Genomic DNA, 21,222 nt, shown 5'->3' with positions numbered 1-21,222 from the left:
TCTTTACTTTGTCTTCTTTTCCAAGGCATATAAATCTTCTTCAATCGAATTCATTTTTTGCTCCACTAAAAGACGTGCATCTTTAATGGCCTCATTGTAAAAGTGCGGTCCCAGATTTTGTTTGAAAAATTCAAGTAGATTTTCTGCTGCCAAATTGCCGATTTCTTCATTTCTTTCCTCATAAAAATACCGCTGGATTTCCCGAATCATTGCATCTTTTTGTTGTTTGGTAAATTGAATAAACATCTGCTGCACTTCCTTTTCGCAAAAATACGATCCATGCAAAATCCCTCACTTTATATTTAATTTCTTTTAAAGTAAGGGCAGCTTACATTGGACAGCCTCCTGCGGTTGATTTACTCTATACTATATTCTCTAAGGCTTGGCGAAAATCCTTTTAACAAAAAAAACCTCTCAAATAAAGAGGCTGAACCGTTTTGTAATTCATTATGGACTAATTTTATGAAATAATCCCATTACTTCAATCGTTTGGGTAATATTGACGAATGATTTTGGATCAACACCAGCAATCAAATTTTTTACATCTTGAAGCTCATATCGCGAGAGAACAACAAAAAGGATACTTCTTTGATCATTGGTATATCCTCCAACGCCATCAACAATGGTCAAACCGCGATACAAATTTTCAATCAAGTGCCGGCGCATCTCCTCGCGCTTTTCTGTAACAATCATAAGCGTGAGCTTAACATGGTGGGTGTATATGCCATCTACTACCTTCCCAGTAACAAAAATGGATACCAACGTATTTAAGGCCGAATCCCAATTGAACAAAAAGCCGCTAATAATAATGACAACGGCATTCATACTTGAAAGCAGAATTCCGATTGGGAAATCCTTTTTCCTTGAGACGATCATTCCGATAATATCAAATCCGCCAGTCGAGCCGGAATGACGAAAAACAATCCCGATCCCAAGCCCTGCTAATGCCCCTCCGAAAATAGACGATAAGATTGAATCATGAGCAATCGCATAAACAGGAACTATATACAGTCCGCCAGAGATAATCAAAACGGAAAAAAATGGAATTCAACATAAATTTTTTCCCTAGTTTTAGGTAGCCGATAATTAAAAGCGGGAGATTTAAGAGGAAATTAGCCATACCGGTATTGATGGGCGTTATCATCCCTAATACCATAGAAATCCCACTCATACCACTGCTTAATACCGCGTGAGGAATTAAGAACAGATTAAAAGCAATGACGACAATGATCGATCCAACAAAAATACCGAAAATTCGCATCAGACTACCCCCTGTTGCAAACAACCAATAATTATAAAAAAATCATATCGATTCTCTTCTTTAAAGTAAATTTAATAGTTTTTTGCAACAATTTGCATTTGTTTGCCATCTTTCCATTCGAATACTGCGGCAATATTCTGTATTGTGTTTCTTCATTGATACGTATTGACATTTACTTTAAGTGCGGGTAACTTTGAATTATAAATTTAATAAGATAACTCCTCATCCAACCGATGAGGTAGAGGTCGCGGCTTTTATTAGTAATTTGGACGAGATGCAGAGAAATCGCTGACTCCGGGTGAAAGGAAAAGCTGCCGAAGTGTGCTTTTGGATCTCTGTTCAGGCATGCTGGGGCTGTTTCCAAACAGGAACAGAACTGTCACGTTTTTACTTTGCCGGCAAAAACGTGTTGTGCTATCTTTCGGAAGGCGCAATGTGGGGTATGATATGCCGCCAATAGCCTTTTGGTGGTATTTTTTATGCTCCAAACTCCTTCCAAAAAATATGAAAAGGAGCGTAAAGACATGCAATCATCTACAGTAAGAAAAGAAATAGCAAATTTTGTTTCAAACAATAGCAACAGTAATCCTACAGAACTGAGGCGCGGTTTAAAAACGCGTCATCTGACCATGATTTCTCTTGGAGGAACGATTGGTACAGGATTGTTTCTAGCTAGCGGAGGTGCGATCCATTCGGCTGGACCAGGAGGTGCTTTACTCTCATATCTATTAATTGGCATCATGGTATATTTTTTAATGACAAGTCTTGCAGAAATGGGCGCATATATGCCAGTTGCCGGAAGCTTTAGTACGTATGCAACAAAATTTATTGATCCTTCGCTCGGGTTTGCGCTTGGCTGGAACTATTGGTACAACTGGGCAATTACCATTGCAGCTGAGTTATCAGCCGTTACAATGATCATGAAATTTTGGTTTCCTCATACCCCATCGCTTGTTTGGAGCAGCACTTTTTTGGTTCTTATGTTTTTATTAAACTACTTGTCTGTTAAAGGTTTTGGCGAAGCCGAATATTGGTTCTCTCTTATTAAAGTCGTTACGGTTATCGTCTTTATCATTGCAGGAACCTTAATGATTTTTGGCCTCATGGGTGGAGAATTTATTGGATTTAAAAATTTCACAATTGGTGATGCCCCGTTCCATGGCGGATTCTTGTCGATGCTTGGAATTTTTATGGCTGCAGGTTTCTCTTTTCAAGGAACAGAACTCCTTGGCGTAGCTGCCGGTGAAAGCGATGATCCGAAAAAAGCAATACCAAAGGCTGTTAAACAAGTATTTTGGCGGATTCTTTTGTTCTATGTTCTGGCCATTTTTGTGATTGGGTTATTAATTCCATATACAAACGGAAATTTGGCAAATGGGGATGTATCTGTCAGTCCTTTTACGCTCGTTTTCCAAAGGGCTGGTATCGCATTTGCTGCATCGGTTATGAATGCGATTATCTTAACGGCGGTATTATCAGCCGGAAATTCCGGTATGTACGCCTCGACTCGTATGCTTTGGGAATTAGCGCGTGATGGGAAAGCACCTAAGTTTCTTGGTAAATTAAACAAACGCGGTGTTCCGCTAAACGCGTTAATCGCCACATCACTTGTCGGTACCCTTGCTTTTCTCGCCTCCTTATTCGGAGACGGTACTGTCTATGTCTGGCTTTTAAACGCTTCAGGAATGTCCGGATTTATCGCCTGGCTTGGGATAGCGCTCAGCCATTACCGCTTCCGTAAAGCTTTCATTGCCCAAGGTAAAGATCTCAGCATTCTGCCGTATCAATCAAAATTTTATCCATTTGGCCCGATTTTCGCGTTTATTGTTTGCGGTATCGTTATTTTGGGGCAAAACTATTCTGCCTTTTTGGGAGATCATATTGACTGGAATGGCGTTTTAGTTTCATACATTGGCATACCGCTTTTCCTCGCATTATGGCTTGGCTACAAATTCGCAATGAAGACGAAAGTGGTTCCACTAGAAAAATGTGAACTTGAATAATCCTAAACAAAGCACACCAGTTCTTTAGCTAGTGTGCTTTGTCTTTAAATGGGAAGTTTTATGGTAAATTTTGTCCCAACGTTCTGTTTGCTTTCAACACTAATCTGGCCATGATGGGCTACAACAATCCATTTTGCGATGGATAGACCCAACCCTGTACCGCCTTCTGCTCTGGAACGAACTTTATCGCTCCGGTAAAAGCGATCGAAAATATGGGGTAAATCCTCTTTCGATATCCCAATCCCGTTATCTTCCACGACGATTATCAAAGCATTTCCCTCACGCCAACAGCCAATTTGTATTTTCCCTTTTTTCCCGGTAAATTTAATGGCGTTGTCCATCAAAATCACAAACAGTTGGTGCAGTCTTTCTTGATCCCCCTTAAACAGGACCTCCGTACGAATGTTTTCGATGATTTGAATTTCCTTCAATTCGGCAATAGGGGTAAATTGTTCCACAATCAAATGCAACAATACTGTGATGGAAAAGTCCTGGCGATTGAGCAATTGTTCATTCGAGTCCGACCGTGCAAGAGTCAATAAATCAGCTACCAATTTATTAACTCTTTTTACTTCTGAAAGACTTTTAAAAATCACCTCGCTTTCTTGTTCAATTGTATTTGACGGATGGCGGAAAAGTAATTCCAAATGCGTTTGAATGACGGAGAGGGGTGTCCGAAGTTCATGTGAAGCATCGGCAACAAACTGAGCTTGTTTTTCCCACGATTTTTGAATTGGTACCAGTGCTTTATTGGCTAAAAAGAACCCAACCAAAACAGAGAGGATTAAACCCGCACCACTTCCAACCCCCATCATCAACAACAAGTTTCGAAGCATATGCACTTCCGGATCAATATTATAAATGAGTTGGATTGTATTAATTATTTTTTGATCAACCACCACATTCGGCGTTTTGATTGTTAAAACCCGATAAGAATGATTCGAAATTTTCACAGTTCGCAGCTTTTCGGGGTTTTTTGCCGGTGAAAAATAGGGATAATCGTTTTGAAAAAAAGCTTTTTTTGGATAGCTCTTTATCGCCTTTTTGTTTTTATCCCACGTAATATAGGAAATTCGGCGATCTGATTCCCTCCCGCTCTCCTCCGGTATTTCTTTTGAAGGGTTTAACAGAAAATGGTTCGCTTTGCTATCAAGGTTTTCGTCAATGGTTAGAAATGAGATCCGTTCCATGTATAAGTATGTACTGATTCCAAGTGCATTCAAAAGCAGAAAAAAAACAAGAGTATATAAAGAGACGAGTTTAATTTTCGTTTGTCGAAACATCTTCTTCGTCTCCTTTTAACATAAAGCCGATCCCTCTAACTGTTTTAAGGTAATGATCCAAATGATAGGCTGCAAGTTTTTTCCGTAAGTGATGGACATAGACATCAACAATATTTAATCCCGCTTCAGAGCTAAAGCCCCAGATTCGATTAAAAATCTGTTCTTTAACCAATATTTGCTCTTTGTTTCGGATAAAGAATTCCAATAATAAATACTCTTTAACCGTTAAATTTAGTTTCTGTTCTCCGATGTATCCGTCATGCTCGTTTTCATTAACGCGAATCGGACCATAGGCAAGGATGCTTTCGACCTGCTCCCCTTTTCCCCGAAGCAAAACGCGGATTCTGGCTAGCAACTCTGGAGCGGCAAATGGCTTGATTAAGTAATCATCCGCCCCGAGATCCAAGCCTTTCACACGATCTTCGACACTATCCTTTGCAGTTAATAGAAGAATTGGGGTTCGAATCCCTTTTTCACGCAGCGTTTTCACGATCGCAAATCCATCCACTTCAGGAAGCATGATGTCGAGCAAAAGGACATCATATATATTTTGAATGGCGAGTTCCAAGCCGTCATAACCGGTAACAGCAGTATCAACATGATAGTTTTCTTCCGTTAAAATTTTTTCAATTCCATCTAACAATGCTTGTTCATCTTCAACAACCAGAATTTTCAATTGTTTTCCTCCACAAATCAAGATAAGCTCATTATAAATTTATGGATAAAAATTTGCTAAGAAAAAAACTCCTCCTGAAAAACTAAAGGAGGAGAACCACTTTTGATTAAATAGTTTTTATTACTCAACCAATATTGGAAGGGCGTCGTTTAAAAGCTGAAGCAGCTGCCTTTCAAGCGAAGTCAAACCAATGGAGAAGAAACCGTTTGAAAAACATTAACTTTTTTGCAAATTACATATCAAGATGTACAACTGGCTGGGAAAGCATTGCATAAATCGTTAAGATAATTAAAACGATTACAATTGATATCCCAATCGAAAGAATTAATTTTCTTTTTCCAAAAGCGATTTTACTTCCTCGGTCAAAGAATGGAACTGCAAGCAATCCGGTGAACAAAATCGCACTGCCTACTAAAGCGCCATTAATACCAAACCATTCTTCTAATGAATAAATCCAAAGAAATGGCCATAAAGGTTTTGTTACTTCTATTCCGGTCAAAGGATCTGGTCCGATAGCGGGTGGTGCCATAATCGATAATATCATTACAACCCCGAGAACAATATATCCATAGCCAAAAAGTGTTCGAAAATGTTCGAGAAAAGTATGTTTTGTCTCGGATGTCTTTACTTCATCCGTTTTTGAGATTGCGCTGTTTGCATCGACTGAAGCAGCTGCCACTTCCGTAAATGAATTATCATGCGCTTGTTTTTTCCATGGCAGCGGCGAAATCTTATGGCGTTTTACGAGAAGCATATGAATAAACATAAGTATGATTAGGATAATTGGTAAAATGCTGGCATGAAGTGTGAATAACCGGAATAACACAGGAATAACTTCTGAACTAAAGAAGCCTCCAAAACCGAATGTCCCTGCTATCGCTTGTGCATGCTCCAGTGCCTCGAATCCTTCTTGATCCCACTTTATCGTAGTACCGGTAAAAAAAAGCCCGACCATCGTACCGAATAAGAGTACACCAACAATCCAGTTCCCTTCACGCTTGTTCTTGTACGATCCATAAAGGAATACGCGCAAAATATGAAGAACAATTGCGATAAGGGTTAAAGAGGCCGACCAATAGTGAATTCCGCGAATGACAGATCCTAAAAAGACAGTTTCCATTATTGAGCGGATGCTTACATTTGCATTTTCAGGAACCGGAGCATACCACATCGCCAAGATGATCCCCGAGATAATCGTTAATACTAAACTGACTGCAGTGATTCCCCCTAAAGTAAACGGCAAAGTATTCGCATGGGACGGGACTTCATAATTCAAGGCGTCAATTCCGAAGCGTTCCAAAAAGGCTTCAACAAACCGTTTCTTCTTTTGTACAGGCATCTCTTTACTGGCTTCCTGTTTCATATTATTTCACCCCCTTAACCTTTGTTGTTTAAGAATTAAGCCGCCAATGCCAACAAAGAAGATAGCTGATGCAAGCAGTAAATAAACTGCCTTGTCAGGTGAAAATTCTTTCTCATATTCCACAAAGGGACTCCCAAGATTAGGATTTTTGCCATCTGGATTCTCGGCAATGGATGCAAACATCAAGGATTTTGCTTTTTCATACTTTCCATCTTTAACTAATTTTAGCGCTTCTTCTACTTTCGTTATATCGACTTTCCCGGCTTCTCCTTTATTTTTTATTACTTCATCCAGCTTCATTTCAATAACCCCGATGTTCGGCTGCTTTTGTACAATAGTGACAATCGCTTGTTTAACATTATTCTCAGCGTTAAAAGTGGTCTCTTCCCCTCCGTGAGCCATTGCCGGGATTGCCCCGCCAAGTAATAGAATGACTGCCATTAGGATTGAGTTAAAGTAACGTGTCATTTTGCATCCTCCATTTAAGCTTTTTTCCGACCGGATACATATATACCAATACTAATAGCAGCAAGTACTAAAATAATGACTGTCCAAACAGTACCGACCGAAACTCCAGCTTCTTTCTCTGCTTTTTTTCCGGCTGTTTCTGTCTTTTCTTTACTATTTTCATTTGTGGCAGCAGTCTTTACTTCTTCTTTTTTGCTTTCGTTACTAACCACTGGCTCAGCTTTTTGATTCCCTTCACCCATAACAAACACAATCATATCTGTTGCAGGTTTTCCAGGTTCTACAATTGTTTTTAAATAGGATTCTGCAGCTTGCTTTCCTTTAGCGGCCAAAAGATTATCATATAAAGCAATCTTCCCTTCCCCGTAAAACGGAAATTCCTTTCCATCAATTGTAAGTTTGAATGTTTCTTTTTCTTGTCCATCAACCGTCACTTTTTCTTCTTTTACATCATTAACAATTCCAACTGGTCCGGGCTTTATTCCTAAAATGTCGTTGATGGATTTTCCGGATGGGCCCTTTTTATCAAGAGCCATATCAAAAAGCAATGCAGTGTTTTCCTTTGTTGCAATGCCATTGGCATCAACTAAGTCATGCCATTTTCCTTCTAAAATTCCAAGTTCTTCTGCTTGTTCAGCCGGTTTTTCAACATCCTTTACACCGATGACTTTTAAAATACCTGTTACAACATCTCCATAGGTTGCTTTGCCTTCCAAATTGTCAATATATTTGTTTTCAACCGATTCCTCAGCATATTCATCAGGCGTCGGCTTCTCGGTATGCCCTTTAAGATTTCCTGCCTTTGCCAACCAGAAACCGAGCGTTTTTTTGTTCAATTCCGATTTTGGTTCAAAGTTTTCTTCTCCCTCTACAAATCCAATTACACCGATCGCTCTTAACTTTGTAATTTCTTCCTTTGCTTGGGAATCAGCCACATCTTTGTAAATTTGCTTTTCGTTTGATACGTGAGCTGATGCAAATCCTCCCCATCCAAAAACGATCATAAATGCAAGTGATAAGACCATTGCCAATCTTCTTTTCATCGCTTGCTCCTCCTTTGGAAAGCTTTTTTACTACAGTTAAAGTATAAGATGAATGCAATAAGAACACATTTCCTCATTTGGAGTAATATGAAAAGATAAAGGGGGTATTTTTAGCTGTAGAAATGGAGTATTATATGGGGGTATCCAAAAGGAGTATATGGTAGCATTTAGTAGTATACAACTAAATCCAGATTTAGAAAATGTAGCAGATATCAACAAAAAAAGGGAGTATGCGGACATACTCCCTTTGCAGAATTTGATTATACACTTTCGAAAAGATTCGAATCGCTTTCAATGAGTCCCTTTTGAACAGCAACAGCGGCGGCCTCAGCCCTATTATTAACATGCAATTTTTCCAAAATTCTCTGCAAATGTTTTTTCACGGTGTATTCACTAATAAACAATTCACGTGCGATATATTTGTTTGTTTTCCCTTTGGTAACAAGTTCAAGTACTTCCTTTTCCCTACTACTTAGTTCATACTGTCGACAGCTTTCCATTTCGATTTGACTTGCAATTTGTGAAAATTGATTAAGAATTTTATTGGCGAGTCCAGGGGAAAAAGCTGGTTCACCCTTATATACGTTGCTGACATGTTCAATTAAATCATCGAAATTGATATTTTTTAACAAATAACCGTTAGCTCCGTTTTTAATCGCTTCGAATAGATCATCTTGATCATCGGAAACGGTGAGCATGATGATTTTTACCTCCTGATTGCGCTCACGAATCAGAGCTGCCGCATCAATTCCACTGCAGTTTGGCATATTGACATCCATCAAAATGACGTCGGGATGAATTTCTTCTGTTAATTTTATTGCTTCGATTCCGTCCCTTGCTTCCCCAACAACCTCAAAAGATGGCTCAAGCTTCAATAGCTGGACGATCCCTTTCAGCAAAATGTCATAATCATCGCAAACAAGAATCCTGATTTTATACACAGTCATCCCCTCCCGCTGGAATCGTTAATTCTACTTTTGTCCCTGCATTTGGTTTTGTTTGGATTACAAGGTTTCCTTTAATTAGATTTGCCCTATCCTTCATTGTTCTTAATCCATAATGATTTGTTGTCTGAAGATCATCCGCTAAAAACCCAATTCCTTTGTCTTCAACCGTAATCACGTAGGCGCCATCCCCTTTTTGAAAAATAGATATAAATGCTTTTTTGCATTTTGAGTGTCTTCTAACGTTTGATAAAGCTTCTTGCAAAATCCGAACGACTTGTATTTTTTTAGATTCTGAAAGTTCAAATGATTTATTTTGTTCTTGTAGTTGGTTGCTAAATTCAACATCAATTTGATTTAGTTCCTGAAATTGATTGATATAATTCTTCAAAAGTTCAAAAAATTCTCCTTCTGAATAAAAAGGAGACATTAAGTTAAATAAATTTTGCCTCACTTCTTGATATGCTTCATTAACAATTTGACTTACTTCCAATACTGCATTTTGTAAAATTTCCCTTTTATTTCCTTGGTTAGAGATTGCCAATTTTTTTATGAGCTCAATTTTCATATGAATGGAACTTATATTTTGTGCTAAACCATCATGCATTTCACGTGCGAGCCGTTCTCGTTCTTCCAATGTCGCAATATCTTTCATTTTTTGATACATCGTCAAGTTTTCCAGTGAAATTGTAAGAATGTTAATAATACTTTTGAGCAATTCTTGTTGGTGGAGAGACCATACCCGATCTTTTTTATCACTGACCCAAAGATACCCAAGTACCAAATTTTCACAGCACAATGGATATGTAAAAGACTTTTGCCCATTCATTTGTACTTCCGTAAGCACCTGCCCTTTACCAAAATTTTTTTTGTATTTTGCCCGTTCCAGACTGCGCATCATATTTTTCTGTTGAGGTAGATTCGTAACAGCAACTGTATCCAAATGATCTTTGGAAAAATTATTTAAAAATAAGCCTACATTACAGCAATTAAGCAGTTTTTTTATTTCCTCTGCGACATTTTGAAAGATCTGCTGCCTGTTATCGGCAGTAAGTTCCCTGATGGAGGCTAATTTGTTCGCAATCCAGTATTGTGTCTCAGCTTCGAATTGTTTTTGCGTTGCTTCCTGATATAACCCTTTAATAATGTCCGCCATTTGCTTTTGCTGTGTTAAGTCTCTTACAATGAAAGCGATTTTCGTATCACCCATATAATCATTATGAATTTGTGAAAAAGTAGCACTAATCGGTAGCTCTGCTCCATCTTTTGCAATCAGCAAGCCGTTTTCAATCCTAACGCTTGTCTGTTTGCCTTTTAAGAAAGCTTGCAAACTAAGTGTTGATGATTCCAAATAAAAAATAGATTCAAACTTTAGTTTTCCCTGTACATCTTTTAGTCTCCAACCTGACATCTCCTCTGCACCCTGGTTCATGTCAACTAAGTATCCATTTGTTTGAAAAACAAAAATGCCATCAATACTATTATCAAACAAAGCCTTCGCTTCCCGTTCCTGTTGAATACGCTGATTTTCAATTTTTTTAATATATCCAAATAAAAACTCGGAAAAGACAAAGGCACCAATAATAAACAAAACGGATGAAATTACCATATCTGTTTTGGAGGAAATCTTTTGAAGGATAAATTCATGGCGGAGTAATTCGTAGCTAATGATAAAAAAACTGGTTAATAATACTGCCCATCTTTTAATAGCTGTCAAATTTTTCATACTCCACCTCAGCCTCTAGTGTGCGTTTCACGTAAAAGTTTGTAAAAAAAATAGAAAACTTTTGGATGCTTATTTCTCATTTACTATTATATAAATAGGCAGGCAATGATTTAAGTCAAAATTGTTACCAAAGTGTGGCAAAAGTTTTATTGAATAAAAATAAACCGATTTCTCCATTTTCGAAATCGGTTTCGTCTCATTTCAGTATGGTCTTTTAAACAATATTATTTAAGTATATTATTATAAAAGGTTTTATTCTACCGTATGGAATTTCCGCGCTAAAACCTAAATAAAGTTAAGATTTTAGTAAAGAAAAGGAGCCTGTGTCGCCTAAGCTCCTTTTTCAATAATTAAAATTCTGCATTACCTGTCGTTCTTGGGAATGGAATCACATCGCGAATATTGGACATTCCAGTTAAATACATGATTAACCGTTCAAAACCGAGACCATAGCCCGAATGCTTCGTTCCGCCGTATTTTCTAAGCTCAAGGTACCACCAATAATCCTCTTCGTCCATCCCCAGTTCCTTGATTTTCGCAGCAAGGACCTCTTCACGCTCTTCGCGCTGACTGCCACCAACAAGCTCACCGATTCCTGGAACCAAAAGATCCGTTGCTGCAACCGTTTTTTGGTCTTCGTTCAACCGCATATAGAAGGCTTTGATTTCTTTAGGATAATCTGTAACAAAAACGGGTTTGTTAAAAATCTTTTCACATAAATAGCGTTCATGCTCTGTCTGCAAATCAAGCCCCCATTCAACCGGAAAGGCAAACGTTTCACCTGAGTTTTTCAAAAGCTCAATGGCTTCGGTGTAGGTTACGCGGCCAAACTCAGCAAAATGGGCATTTTTAAGGCGTTCGAGCAATCCTTTATCAACAAAGCTGTTAAAGAAAGCCATTTCTTCCGGCGCCTCTTCCAGAACATATTGAATAACGTATTTTACCATATCTTCTGCAAGATCCATTATATCTGGAAGCTCCGCAAAAGCAACCTCTGGCTCAATCATCCAAAATTCAGCCGCATGTCTTGCCGTGTTTGAATTTTCAGCACGGAAAGTCGGCCCAAATGTATAAACATTCCGGAAAGCAAGAGCAAAAGCTTCAGCAGATAATTGGCCGCTCACCGTTAAATTTGTCTCTTTATTAAAGAAATCCTTCGTGGAATCCACTTTTCCTTCTTCATTTTTCGGCAGATTGTTCAAGTCAAGGTTTGTAACGCGGAACATTTCCCCTGCACCTTCTGTATCACTGCCAGTGATGATGGGTGTATGTACATAGACAAAACCTTTTTCTTGGAAAAATTTATGAATCGCGTATGATGCCAATGAACGCACACGAAACACAGCGGAAAACGTGTTCGTTCTAGGACGTAAATGGGCAATCGTCCGCAAATACTCAAAACTATGCCTTTTCTTTTGCAGCGGATAATCTGCGCTTGATGTGCCTTCCACTGAAACGGCTGTCGCTTTAATTTCAAATGGCTGTTTTGCCTGCGGTGTTAGAATAAAATCGCCTTCAACCCGAATTGATGTGCTGATCGTCAGCTTTGTAATCTCCTTGAAGTTGGCTAATTGTTCATCAAAAACAATTTGCACCCCTTTAAAAAAGCTGCCATCATTTACTTCAATAAATCCAAAAGTTTTTGAATCGCGAACCGTTCGCACCCAGCCGGAAATTTGCACCTGCTGATTCACATAGTTTTCCGAATTTCTGTATAAATCCTTGATTAAGGTTTGCTTCATTGTTTAGACGCCTCCTATGATCTATGTATTAATAAAAAGCCTTCCATCCATCAGGAGGAAAGGCAGAATTCGATTGTCCCTTAAAGCCTGCCTCAATCCTTCATTATTATAAAATATCATAGCGTTAACGCAATTTCCAACAAAAATCCGTTGTAATGGACGAAATTGAAAAAATTTTTAGCGAAAATCATTTATTTTTCTGAAAATTAGCAGGAATTTTTAGAAAAAAAGGCGAATTTTAACCTATCGCTGTAAAAAGAGGGGGCATTTTAATGGACAAGGTTACATGTATTGCTTTCATTTTGTTCAAGTCTGCTTCAAATCAAGAAGGTAAAAAAACGGCGCTGGACTTATTAAATGGCGATATCTCACTTCGAGAGCTGAGGAAAAACCCCGCCCTTCAACCGCAGTTAATACTTGCGGAAACCCTTTTAAAAAAGCATCAATTAGACAAACATGAAATGCAGAAATTTGCTGAAACCTATTTGCTGGTTGAAGCATAAAACTTCCGCTTGGAAGTTTTTTTGTCCTTTCGGTTTATTCTTGCTGAAGTTTGGTTATATGATCAGTAACCCGCTCACTTCTCTCAAATTCACCTGCAATCCAAGGATAAGCTGCTCCAAACAAATACCGTTCGGCCACCGTCCTAAAAATAACAAACATAAAAGAACGAATAAAAGCATACACATACTTTATTCCTCTTATTGCTCACAGAATTCATTTAGAAAAAAAGTAAATAAAAATTCATTGTTGATTGGCCATTATCAATACCGGCAAAAAATCAACTGAATCAGTAAAAAGATTTTGAAACAGAAAGGTGATCATTATGGTACAAATTAATGTAACGGTTGAATATGAAGGCAAAAATTACTTAACAAATGTCATCACTTCACGGGAAACAAGTGAAGAGGAAATTTTCAGGCTGGCGCTTGAACAAGTAAAGCAACAATGGACAAAATAAATAATCAAGGATAAAAACCACCTCCGTTCAGCGGCTGAGGTGGTTTTCTGTTTCATCTGCTGCTAAAATATATTTTTCCTGATGAACGTTCTTCATTAAGGGGCTAATCCCGGAGGAAGAAAACAGATGCAACTCGTGCATCGCCCTTGTGCAAGCGGTATAAAACAGCTTTCGTTCATGCTCCCGCTTGTATTGGGAAATATCGTATAACAAGACTCCATCAAATTCGATCCCTTTGGCGAGATAGGCAGGAATAACGGATACTCCTCTTTCAAATGTAATGGTCGCTTTTTCAACAAGATGAACAGGAATATGTTTTTTTAATAAGCTGAAAACTTCTTGACTTTCCTTTGCTGTCCGGCAAATGACGGCAATTGTACCCAAACCCTTTTCACGCAACTGAACAATTTCTTCGAGGATTTTCGGGATTAATTGCGGCGCACGAACGAGCGTCACTGTTGGCTTTTCACCCGAACGATTAAAGGGCTGAATCTTTTCCCCATCGTCAAGCAATTGCTTCGTAAATTCAACAATCGGTTTTGTCGAACGATACGTTTTTAACAGTTCAATCCTCTCAACTTCATCACCCTGGTTAAAAATTTCCGTTATAACAGACGGCGATCCGGTTGCGCCGGAGAAAATAGCTTGATGAAAGTCGCCTAACAAGGTCATTTTGCTATATGGAAAAAAGTGTTGAATCAGCGCGAATTGGAACGGGGTATAATCCTGGGCCTCGTCAATGAATACATGACGAATCGACGTTGATGAACGCCGACCCTCAAGTAAATCTTGCAAATAAGCGAGCGGCGTAGCATCTTCATAGGATACCTGCATTTTTTCCAATTGGCTGATCGTTTGCCGGCAGATTGCTTCCCACGAAACGCCTGCTACTTTTTTCTCTTCGCTCCCTTTTTCAAAAAAATGACGGTAGATTGATGCCAGATCAACAAATTTTAATTTTTTCACTTTCGCAAACAATGGTTTGAACTTTTGCTTTACGACCATTTCTGCCAGTAATTTTTGCTCACGGTCAAAATCATCGAAGGTTTTATCTGAATAATGGTTTTTAGATAAAAGCCTGGAAAAAGCCTCCATGTAATCTTCTTTTTCCAAGTATTGCAATTCTTCTTCTACCCACTCTTTTTTGCGCTCCTGCTTGACTTTTTTCTTTAATTCTTTTAGCAGCCATTCCTTTACAAACTGGAGGCGATTTGGAATCGAAATACCTGGATCAAGTGAATAAAAGTAATCGTCAATCATTTGTTTTGAAACAACGATTTCTTTCCGGAAAATAAGGTCATGAAACAACAAACCGCCTTTGGATAAACTTTCGGCATACTCATCCAGCAGCCGTTTAAAAGCCAGGCTCCCCTTAAGGCGAATCGCCGCCATTTTTTCTTTTAACGTGTTATCTTCTGCCCGATTAAGCAAAAATTCAATTTGGCTAAAGGCGTCTTCCACTTCAAATTCAGGGCCGATTCTTTGCTGAATAAATTCCTGAAACGTTGATTGCTGCATATTTTCTTCCCCTAATTCTGGGAGAACGGTTGCCACATAACTAGTAAAGAGAGGATTGGGCGAAAACAACAAAATATTGTCCGCGTTTAATGTACCGCGATGGCGATAGAGCAAATAAGCAACCCGCTGCAGGGCCGCTGACGTTTTACCGCTTCCAGCAACTCCTTGGACAACAAGAAGATTGCTCCGCTCATTACGAATGATTTGGTTTTGTTCTCGCTGGATTGTCGCAACAATTGTCTTCATTTGATTGCTTGCATTCTCGCCAAGAGCTTCCTGAAGGATTTCATCGCCAATCGTGATTCCTGTTTCAAACATGCCTTTTAAGACTCCGGCTCTAATCAAGAATTGGCGTTTTAATTTCATCTCGCCTTCGATGATCCCGCCTGGAGTTATGTAGTGAGCAGGTCCGGGTGCGTAGTCATAATACAAACTTGAAATAGGGGCTCGCCAATCATAGATTAAAAAGTTTTCGTCTTTTTCATCCATAAGCGAAGCAATACCAATGTAAACTTTTTCGCTCCCTTGCTCTCCTGTCTCTGAAAAATCAATTCTTCCGAAATAAGGGGAAAATTTTAAGCGGGCAAGGGTTTGCAACTGTTGATCCAGCTGCATATGCGTCCGCTCTCTTTCCGAAAGTAATTCTGCTTGCTGCTTAATGCTGGCAGCTGTTTCCGCAACGTCATCTGCTTCATCAAAATTGACCGTTACATCTTCCCAAAACGTTCTGCGCAAGTTTAAAACATCTTTACTGACGGATCCAGCGCTGCCCAGCAGTTTTCTAACCTTTGCATCAATCGATTCGCCAATAAACTCTATTCTTTCCTGTTCTTTTTTCCATTCAAAAGATTGTTCATCAGACATTTTTGTCATTCCCCCAACTTGACAATGAAACTAATTTCACCTAAAACGGATAATGGATAGTTATACTATTCAATCACCGTTTATTTTGCCATGCGTTTTCCTCTAGAAGCAAGAAATCCAACCTACTCTTTTCCGTTATAGTACGATTTCTCCTCTTGTGCATAAATCCATTTTCGAAAGATGGCAATCAAAACGATCATCAAGACATGCAAAATCTGGCTAATAAATCGGCGCTGCAGTTTACTTTTTAGAATTTTAAGTTTGATCATGATTTTTTCAATACTCGTTGAAATGGCCAGCATCAACAGCCACGAAGCGCAGTTATTCTTCCTGCTGAAAAGAAATGTTGATAGAAATGAGAGCAGAAAAGTGTATATCGGTGCTATAACAAAATGTTCGCTCCACGAATAGTACCTTCCCCGCCCAAATTTAAACTTGCGATTAACAGATAATGCGAATAATAAATTGATCCCAGAAACAAACGTCATAAAAAATAATGACAAAAAGCGAATAAGCGGCTTTCCTTTTTGCAGCTGGTTATACCAAAAATCACTCAACTGAAAATAAAATGGAAAAAGAAGAAAACTATAGATAGTTAGCCACCATTGATGTCGATAAACATCTAATTTGATAAACAGATTTTCAATCAGTGCAAAATAAGCGGTAAAAAGAGTTTTGGCCTTCCAACCATATTGATTGCTTGTTAAAAATATAGCTGTAAAAGGGACAAAAATAGCCTGTGATAAAATACCGCCGAAAACATTGTCCAGCTCTTTTACTCTAAAAACTTTCGGTTTGTATTTGTAAGCATGCAGCACGTTTAAAATAACATACTCAAATACATAGGCCAAACCGATGTTTGACATCAACAAAATAAATAGTTTTTTCTTATTTTTCGACTTGTAAAAAGAGTAAACCATGAGTACTGAATGAAACACAAACAAAATCAGAAAAGGAAAACTATTTTTGTTTAATCGGTTCATGACGCACTCTCATTTCACAGCATCATTTTTTACAAATCATCATCACAAATTTCGTTTAGGTCATGCGCTGTTCTTATAGTATGTTCCTTAAATGCTGAATTTATCAAATCGGTTTAACTACAAGAATGAATTTTTTGAAGGTTTAAAAAAACATTTGACAGATAGGAAAAACCATCATATAATTTATCTCGAAATGATTTATCTCAAATTGAAGATAGTTAACTTCAAAACAATCCAGAGGAGGAATTTCAAATGACCAAAACAAAATGGACGATTGATCCGGCTCATAGCAGTGTGGATTTTTCGATTCGCCACATGATGATTGCAAACGTAAAAGGAACCTTTCATGATTTTCAAGCAGAAGTAGCAGCAGATGTAACAGATTTAACAACCGCTTCAATTGAGTTTACCGTAAATATCAATAGCATCGATACAAGAAATAAAGACCGTGATGCCCATTTGCTTTCAGCAGATTTTTTCGATGTAGAAAACTATCCAACCATGACCTTCCGTTCCACCTCCATTAAGAAGCTGGATGAAGGAGAATACGAGGTCACTGGGGATTTATCACTTCATGGATTTAGCAATCAAGAGATCTTTGTCGTTGTGTTTGAAGGCCAAGGGAAAGATCCTTGGGGAAATGAGAAGGCCGGTTTTAGCGCACAAGGAACGATCAATCGTGCAGAGTATGGACTAACCTGGAACTCGGCACTTGAAACTGGTGGTGTGCTTGTGGGAGACAAAGTGAAAATTAACCTTCAAATCGAAGCAGCAAAAGCTGAATAACTGCTGATCTAGGCTGTCCTCACATTCGAACGAGGACAGCCTTTTGACTTGCACGATTCTTCCTGCGGAACAACCAATCGGTTTCCATTAATGAAAAAGATGTTTCACGCGCTCTAAATCCTTTAATAGCTGTTGAACTTCATTTCTAGTAATCATAATTGGCATCGATCGTACAAGGTCAAAATCAGCCCTGCTTCATCCTGTTCATTTACTTTTAAATAACGATACAAATGATCGGTTAACTTTTCATTTAACTCGGTTTGAATCGGGAAATTTTTTACTTTTTGGAGAGAAAAAACTTTTTCCCCGCTGTCAAATTGCCCTGATATAAGATCACCTTTAATATACGGCATGTTCTCTCCTCCTTCTGTTTTGATCATGCTCCCTATTCTATTTCCCTATTTATAGTGGCTTATCCCGTTCTGCACTATTCCTAAATATGTATTTTCACAATCAACATCGTGACCATTTACTCAGTTTTCCGACAGTATTGCAGATTTTTTTTTACAATTTTGTAGAATCCAATCAAAAAAAGAGGAAAATTTACCCTTTCTTTCAATCAATTTTCGAAATATTATGTAATTGTGTACAAAAAATATCAAAGGAGGAATTTTATTGAAAAAAATTCTAAAAACAGGCCTTTCAACAGCTGTTCTAGCAGGGACTTTATTTGCCGGCTTTCCTGGCAACTACAGCAATTCTTCCAGCAAAGATTTGTTACATAAATATGAAACAACTGTATCTCAAAGCAGCAGTTCACTTGATTTAGCAATTGTCAATGACGAAAAATTATTGAATTCCCTCATTAAAAGAGGAATCATTGCCAAAAATGCCAGCGACAAAGAAAAACAAAAAGCTTTGCAAACGTATTTAGAATTGAAAGGTAAAAAAGACAAGAACCTCCCCCATGATCCTTTAGCTCCAAAGGTAAAAACGGCAGACGCCAAGAAACAAAAGAAATTTAAGGATTTTAACAAAGGGCTTTTAAAAGGAAAAGGAAACAAAAATGGTCAGCTAAAAGGAAATCCCTCTCCTATTCAGGAAGGAGCCTCTCCTGGTGTCCAAAAGCAAGGAAAATTGTTAACCTTGGTCGTGGAGTTTTCTGATTTGCCGCATAATAGCATCAAACCGGAAGAAACAGATAACTATTACAGCGACTACAATATTGACCACTATCAAAAAATGATCTTCGGCAATAAAGGCGAATACAAGGGGCCAAATGGGGAAGATCAAGTTTCGCAAAAACAATTTTATGAGGAACAGTCTGGGGGAACGTACACTATAAACGGGCAAGCATATGGCTGGCTTAAAGTACCGCATACAGCTGCTTATTACGGTGCAGACAACTCAAACGGCGGGCATGACAATGTAGCGCCCGGAGGAGCCAGACAGCTTGTAAAAGATGTTTATGATGCAGCAAAGGCTGCCGGGATTCCTCTTCAAAATTACGATTTGGAAGATCCGCATGATTTAGATGGTGACGGTAATTATTGGGAGCCGGACGGCTTGGTTGACCATTTGCAAATCATTCATTCTGGCATGGGACAGGAAGCCGGAGGAGGATCCCTTGGTGATAATGCAATCTGGTCGCATCGCTCTGCTGTCTTCTATGACCCGGACGGTCTAGGAAAAGGCTTGCCCGGATTCTATGACTACACGATGATGCCTGAGGATGGTGCTACCGGCGTGTTCGCCCATGAATATGGGCACGATTTGGGTCTTCCTGATGAATATGATACGATTTATTCCGGTGCCGGCGAAGCCATTGGCTACTGGTCTATTATGGCTAGCGGTTCTTGGGCAGGTAAAATTCCGGGTGCCGAGCCAACAGGTTTCTCGCCGTTTGCCAAGCAATTTTTCCAAACCACCCTTGGCGGAAAATGGACTGCGCCGACAGTTGTCAATTGGAATGAAGTTTCTTCGAAAGGAACCCAATTCTTGATTGACCAGGCGAACTCTCCTCTTGGCCAAAACAACCAGGCCATCCGGGTAAATTTGCCGCAAAAGAAAACGCCGGTTAATACGCCAACAGGCAGTTATGAATACTGGGGCGGCCAGGCTGATGAAATGGATAGCAATATGATTGCAACCGTGGATTTAACCGGTAAGTCGTCTGCGAACCTTTCATTTGATGCGTGGTATGATATTGAAGAACAGTGGGATTTTGCATTTGTTCAGGTATCAACGGACGGCGGCCAAACGTGGAAATCGCTAGGAAACAATAACACCCGTTCAGATGTTGTTCCGGAAGGCTACCCGACAATTATTGATTCAATGCCTGGATTTACAGGAAATTCAAACGGCTGGCAAAAAGAAACGTTTGATCTGACACCCTATGCAGGTCAAAAAATTCAGCTTCGACTCCGCTACGCAACGGACTGGGGTACCTCCTACACTGGATTCTTTGCTGACAATATAATTGTTACGGCGGATGGGCAAACCATTCTCGAAGATGGTGCCGAAAATGCCACATCACCTTTTACGTTAAATGGATTTACCAAATTTGATGGAAATAAATACAGCGACCACTATTACCTGCTTGAATGGCGCAATCCGCAAGGCGTCGATCAAGGTCTTGCCCATATTAAACGCGGCAACTCGATTATGAGCTATGATGGCGGATTGGTTGTTTGGTATGTAGATGACAGCTTCACAGACAACTGGACGGGGGTACATCCTGGAAGAGGCTTCCTGGGAGTCGTTGATTCCCATCCGGCAACGGATTTAAAATGGAGCACTGGTGAAGAAGCCCAGACGCGCTATCATGTTGCGGACGCCGCTTTTGGCCTAAATCCAACCTCCGGCTTAAATTTGGATTATGGCTATATGACACTAGTGGAGCCAAGCCAAAAACCCGTTTCATTGTTTAATGACAACAATTCGTATTTAAATCCGTTTATGCCGGATGCAGGCCGTGACATTCGCACATATGGATTAAAAATTCGCGTAAATGGCCAATCGAAAGACCATTCAGTCGGTTCTGTTGTTCTCTATAAATAAGCTGGCAAAGCCCTTTCCGTTCGATTCGGAAGGGGCTTTTTAGTGTCCATGGTATGGAAACATTATATATTCCGGCATTGATCAGCTATGTTCATCTTCACAAATGTCAGCAAGCTTCTGTTAAAGAAAACTCGCCGATTGGCGAGCCTTTAGCGAAGACAGAGGCGTAGTTGCCCTTATACGTTCAGAATTTATCCATATAAATTCTGATTAGCTAAAAAAACGCCTATTCATATTGAATAGGCGCTTTTTTGTATGATCTTTAAGCCGATCTTTTTGATTTTATCTGCTTTTCACAAGCATATTTACGGCTTCCTGTACAAGTTTGGAGGAGTCATCATTTCCCGAATCAATCGATTCCCGGATACAATGTTCCAGATTAGCGCTGACAATGACAGCAATGGTCCGATCAATCGCCGAACGGGCAGCAGACAATTGGGTAATAACGTCTTTGCACTCTTTGCCTTCTTCCATCATGCGTAAAATACCACGAATTTGTCCTTCTACACGTTTTAAACGGTTAATGGTCTTGTCAGTGTATACCATTTTCTTTCACCTCTGTTGATAATCATTTTAAGCGATTTTTCGGTGAAAGTCTAGA

Annotated in this window: 18 protein-coding genes, 1 pseudogene and 1 riboswitch; of the genes and pseudogenes, 5 read left to right on the top strand and 14 right to left on the bottom strand. The window is 39.2% G+C overall.

The window, feature by feature from the left end; translation table 11 throughout:
* Window positions 1-3: 3 nt before the first annotated feature.
* Both ACQYAD_RS11810 and ACQYAD_RS11805 read right to left on the bottom strand, forming a co-directional pair.
* Window positions 4-246, bottom strand: coding sequence for a DUF2164 domain-containing protein (locus tag ACQYAD_RS11810; protein WP_430238385.1), 243 nt, complete (start codon window positions 244-246; stop codon window positions 4-6).
* 201 nt (window positions 247-447) lie between these two features.
* Window positions 448-1,264, bottom strand: a pseudogene (locus ACQYAD_RS11805) (YitT family protein).
* Between the two features lie 228 nt (window positions 1,265-1,492).
* A riboswitch (Lysine riboswitch) is annotated at window positions 1,493-1,686 on the top strand.
* A gap of 99 nt (window positions 1,687-1,785) precedes the next feature.
* Between ACQYAD_RS11805 and ACQYAD_RS11800 the strand changes: the two are divergent.
* Entirely contained in the window at window positions 1,786-3,264 is a 1,479-nt protein-coding gene (locus ACQYAD_RS11800) for an amino acid permease (RefSeq protein ID WP_430238383.1), read from the top strand.
* 44 nt (window positions 3,265-3,308) lie between these two features.
* Here the strand turns inward: ACQYAD_RS11800 and ACQYAD_RS11795 are convergent, their stop codons facing one another.
* The 8 genes from ACQYAD_RS11795 to asnS all read right to left on the bottom strand — a co-directional run bounded on the left by ACQYAD_RS11795 (window position 3,309) and on the right by asnS (window position 12,509).
* On the bottom strand, window positions 3,309-4,547 hold the full coding sequence (locus ACQYAD_RS11795) for a sensor histidine kinase (protein WP_430238381.1): 1,239 nt from the start codon (window positions 4,545-4,547) through the stop codon (window positions 3,309-3,311).
* Window positions 4,525-5,223: a response regulator transcription factor gene (locus ACQYAD_RS11790; RefSeq protein ID WP_430238379.1), complete on the bottom strand. Its 699-nt coding sequence runs from the start codon at window positions 5,221-5,223 to the stop codon at window positions 4,525-4,527. The genes ACQYAD_RS11795 and ACQYAD_RS11790 overlap by 23 nt, the downstream gene beginning before the upstream one ends.
* 232 nt (window positions 5,224-5,455) lie before the next feature.
* Window positions 5,456-6,586 (bottom strand): cytochrome b N-terminal domain-containing protein, encoded by a 1,131-nt coding sequence (locus ACQYAD_RS11785; protein WP_430238377.1) that lies wholly within the window; start codon window positions 6,584-6,586, stop codon window positions 5,456-5,458.
* A 6-nt stretch (window positions 6,587-6,592) separates the two neighbouring features.
* The gene (locus ACQYAD_RS11780; RefSeq protein ID WP_430238376.1) at window positions 6,593-7,054 is read right to left on the bottom strand and encodes a hypothetical protein; all 462 of its coding nucleotides are present in this window, start codon (window positions 7,052-7,054) and stop codon (window positions 6,593-6,595) included.
* A 14-nt stretch (window positions 7,055-7,068) separates the two neighbouring features.
* Window positions 7,069-8,097 (bottom strand): hypothetical protein, encoded by a 1,029-nt coding sequence (locus tag ACQYAD_RS11775; RefSeq protein ID WP_430238374.1) that lies wholly within the window; start codon window positions 8,095-8,097, stop codon window positions 7,069-7,071.
* A 260-nt stretch (window positions 8,098-8,357) separates the two neighbouring features.
* Entirely contained in the window at window positions 8,358-9,038 is a 681-nt protein-coding gene (locus ACQYAD_RS11770; protein ID WP_430238373.1) for a response regulator, read from the bottom strand.
* Complete coding sequence (locus ACQYAD_RS11765; RefSeq protein WP_430238371.1) at window positions 9,031-10,758, bottom strand: PAS domain S-box protein; 1,728 nt, start codon at window positions 10,756-10,758, stop codon at window positions 9,031-9,033. The genes ACQYAD_RS11770 and ACQYAD_RS11765 overlap by 8 nt, the downstream gene beginning before the upstream one ends.
* Before the next feature lie 359 nt (window positions 10,759-11,117).
* Entirely contained in the window at window positions 11,118-12,509 is a 1,392-nt protein-coding gene (gene asnS, locus ACQYAD_RS11760; protein WP_430238370.1) for an asparagine--tRNA ligase, read from the bottom strand.
* A gap of 272 nt (window positions 12,510-12,781) precedes the next feature.
* Here asnS and ACQYAD_RS11755 point away from each other — a divergent pair, with 272 nt between their 5' ends.
* Complete coding sequence (locus ACQYAD_RS11755) at window positions 12,782-13,012, top strand: hypothetical protein (RefSeq protein WP_430238369.1); 231 nt, start codon at window positions 12,782-12,784, stop codon at window positions 13,010-13,012.
* A gap of 323 nt (window positions 13,013-13,335) precedes the next feature.
* Window positions 13,336-13,470, top strand: coding sequence for a BA3454 family stress response protein (locus tag ACQYAD_RS11750; protein WP_430238368.1), 135 nt, complete (start codon window positions 13,336-13,338; stop codon window positions 13,468-13,470).
* A 27-nt stretch (window positions 13,471-13,497) separates the two neighbouring features.
* Here ACQYAD_RS11750 and helD read toward each other — a convergent pair whose 3' ends face one another.
* Window positions 13,498-15,852 carry an RNA polymerase recycling motor HelD gene (gene helD / locus ACQYAD_RS11745; RefSeq protein WP_430238367.1) on the bottom strand — a complete coding sequence of 785 codons (2,355 nt, stop codon included), beginning with the start codon at window positions 15,850-15,852 and terminating at the stop codon, window positions 13,498-13,500.
* A 122-nt stretch (window positions 15,853-15,974) separates the two neighbouring features.
* A complete protein-coding gene (locus ACQYAD_RS11740; protein ID WP_430238366.1) occupies window positions 15,975-16,835 on the bottom strand; it encodes a hypothetical protein in 861 nt (286 codons plus the stop codon).
* Window positions 16,836-17,087: 252 nt separating this feature from the next.
* Between ACQYAD_RS11740 and ACQYAD_RS11735 the strand changes: the two genes are divergently transcribed.
* Window positions 17,088-17,621 (top strand): YceI family protein, encoded by a 534-nt coding sequence (locus tag ACQYAD_RS11735; protein ID WP_430238364.1) that lies wholly within the window; start codon window positions 17,088-17,090, stop codon window positions 17,619-17,621.
* Between the two features lie 152 nt (window positions 17,622-17,773).
* Here ACQYAD_RS11735 and ACQYAD_RS11730 read toward each other — a convergent pair whose 3' ends face one another.
* Window positions 17,774-17,974, bottom strand: coding sequence for a hypothetical protein (locus ACQYAD_RS11730; RefSeq protein ID WP_430238362.1), 201 nt, complete (start codon window positions 17,972-17,974; stop codon window positions 17,774-17,776).
* 262 nt (window positions 17,975-18,236) lie between these two features.
* Here ACQYAD_RS11730 and ACQYAD_RS11725 point away from each other — a divergent pair, with 262 nt between their 5' ends.
* The gene (locus tag ACQYAD_RS11725) at window positions 18,237-20,621 is read left to right on the top strand and encodes an immune inhibitor A domain-containing protein (RefSeq protein WP_430238360.1); all 2,385 of its coding nucleotides are present in this window, start codon (window positions 18,237-18,239) and stop codon (window positions 20,619-20,621) included.
* Window positions 20,622-20,903: 282 nt separating this feature from the next.
* Here the strand turns inward: ACQYAD_RS11725 and ACQYAD_RS11720 are convergent, their stop codons facing one another.
* Entirely contained in the window at window positions 20,904-21,167 is a 264-nt protein-coding gene (locus tag ACQYAD_RS11720) for a metal-sensitive transcriptional regulator (RefSeq protein ID WP_430238359.1), read from the bottom strand.
* Between the last annotated feature and the right edge of the window lie 55 nt (window positions 21,168-21,222).

The sequence above is a fragment of the Neobacillus sp. SM06 genome (assembly GCF_050496765.1).
Taxonomy (GTDB): Bacteria; Bacillota; Bacilli; order Bacillales; family Cytobacillaceae; genus JAEVLT01.
This window is presented reverse-complemented; position numbering and strand designations above follow the sequence as displayed.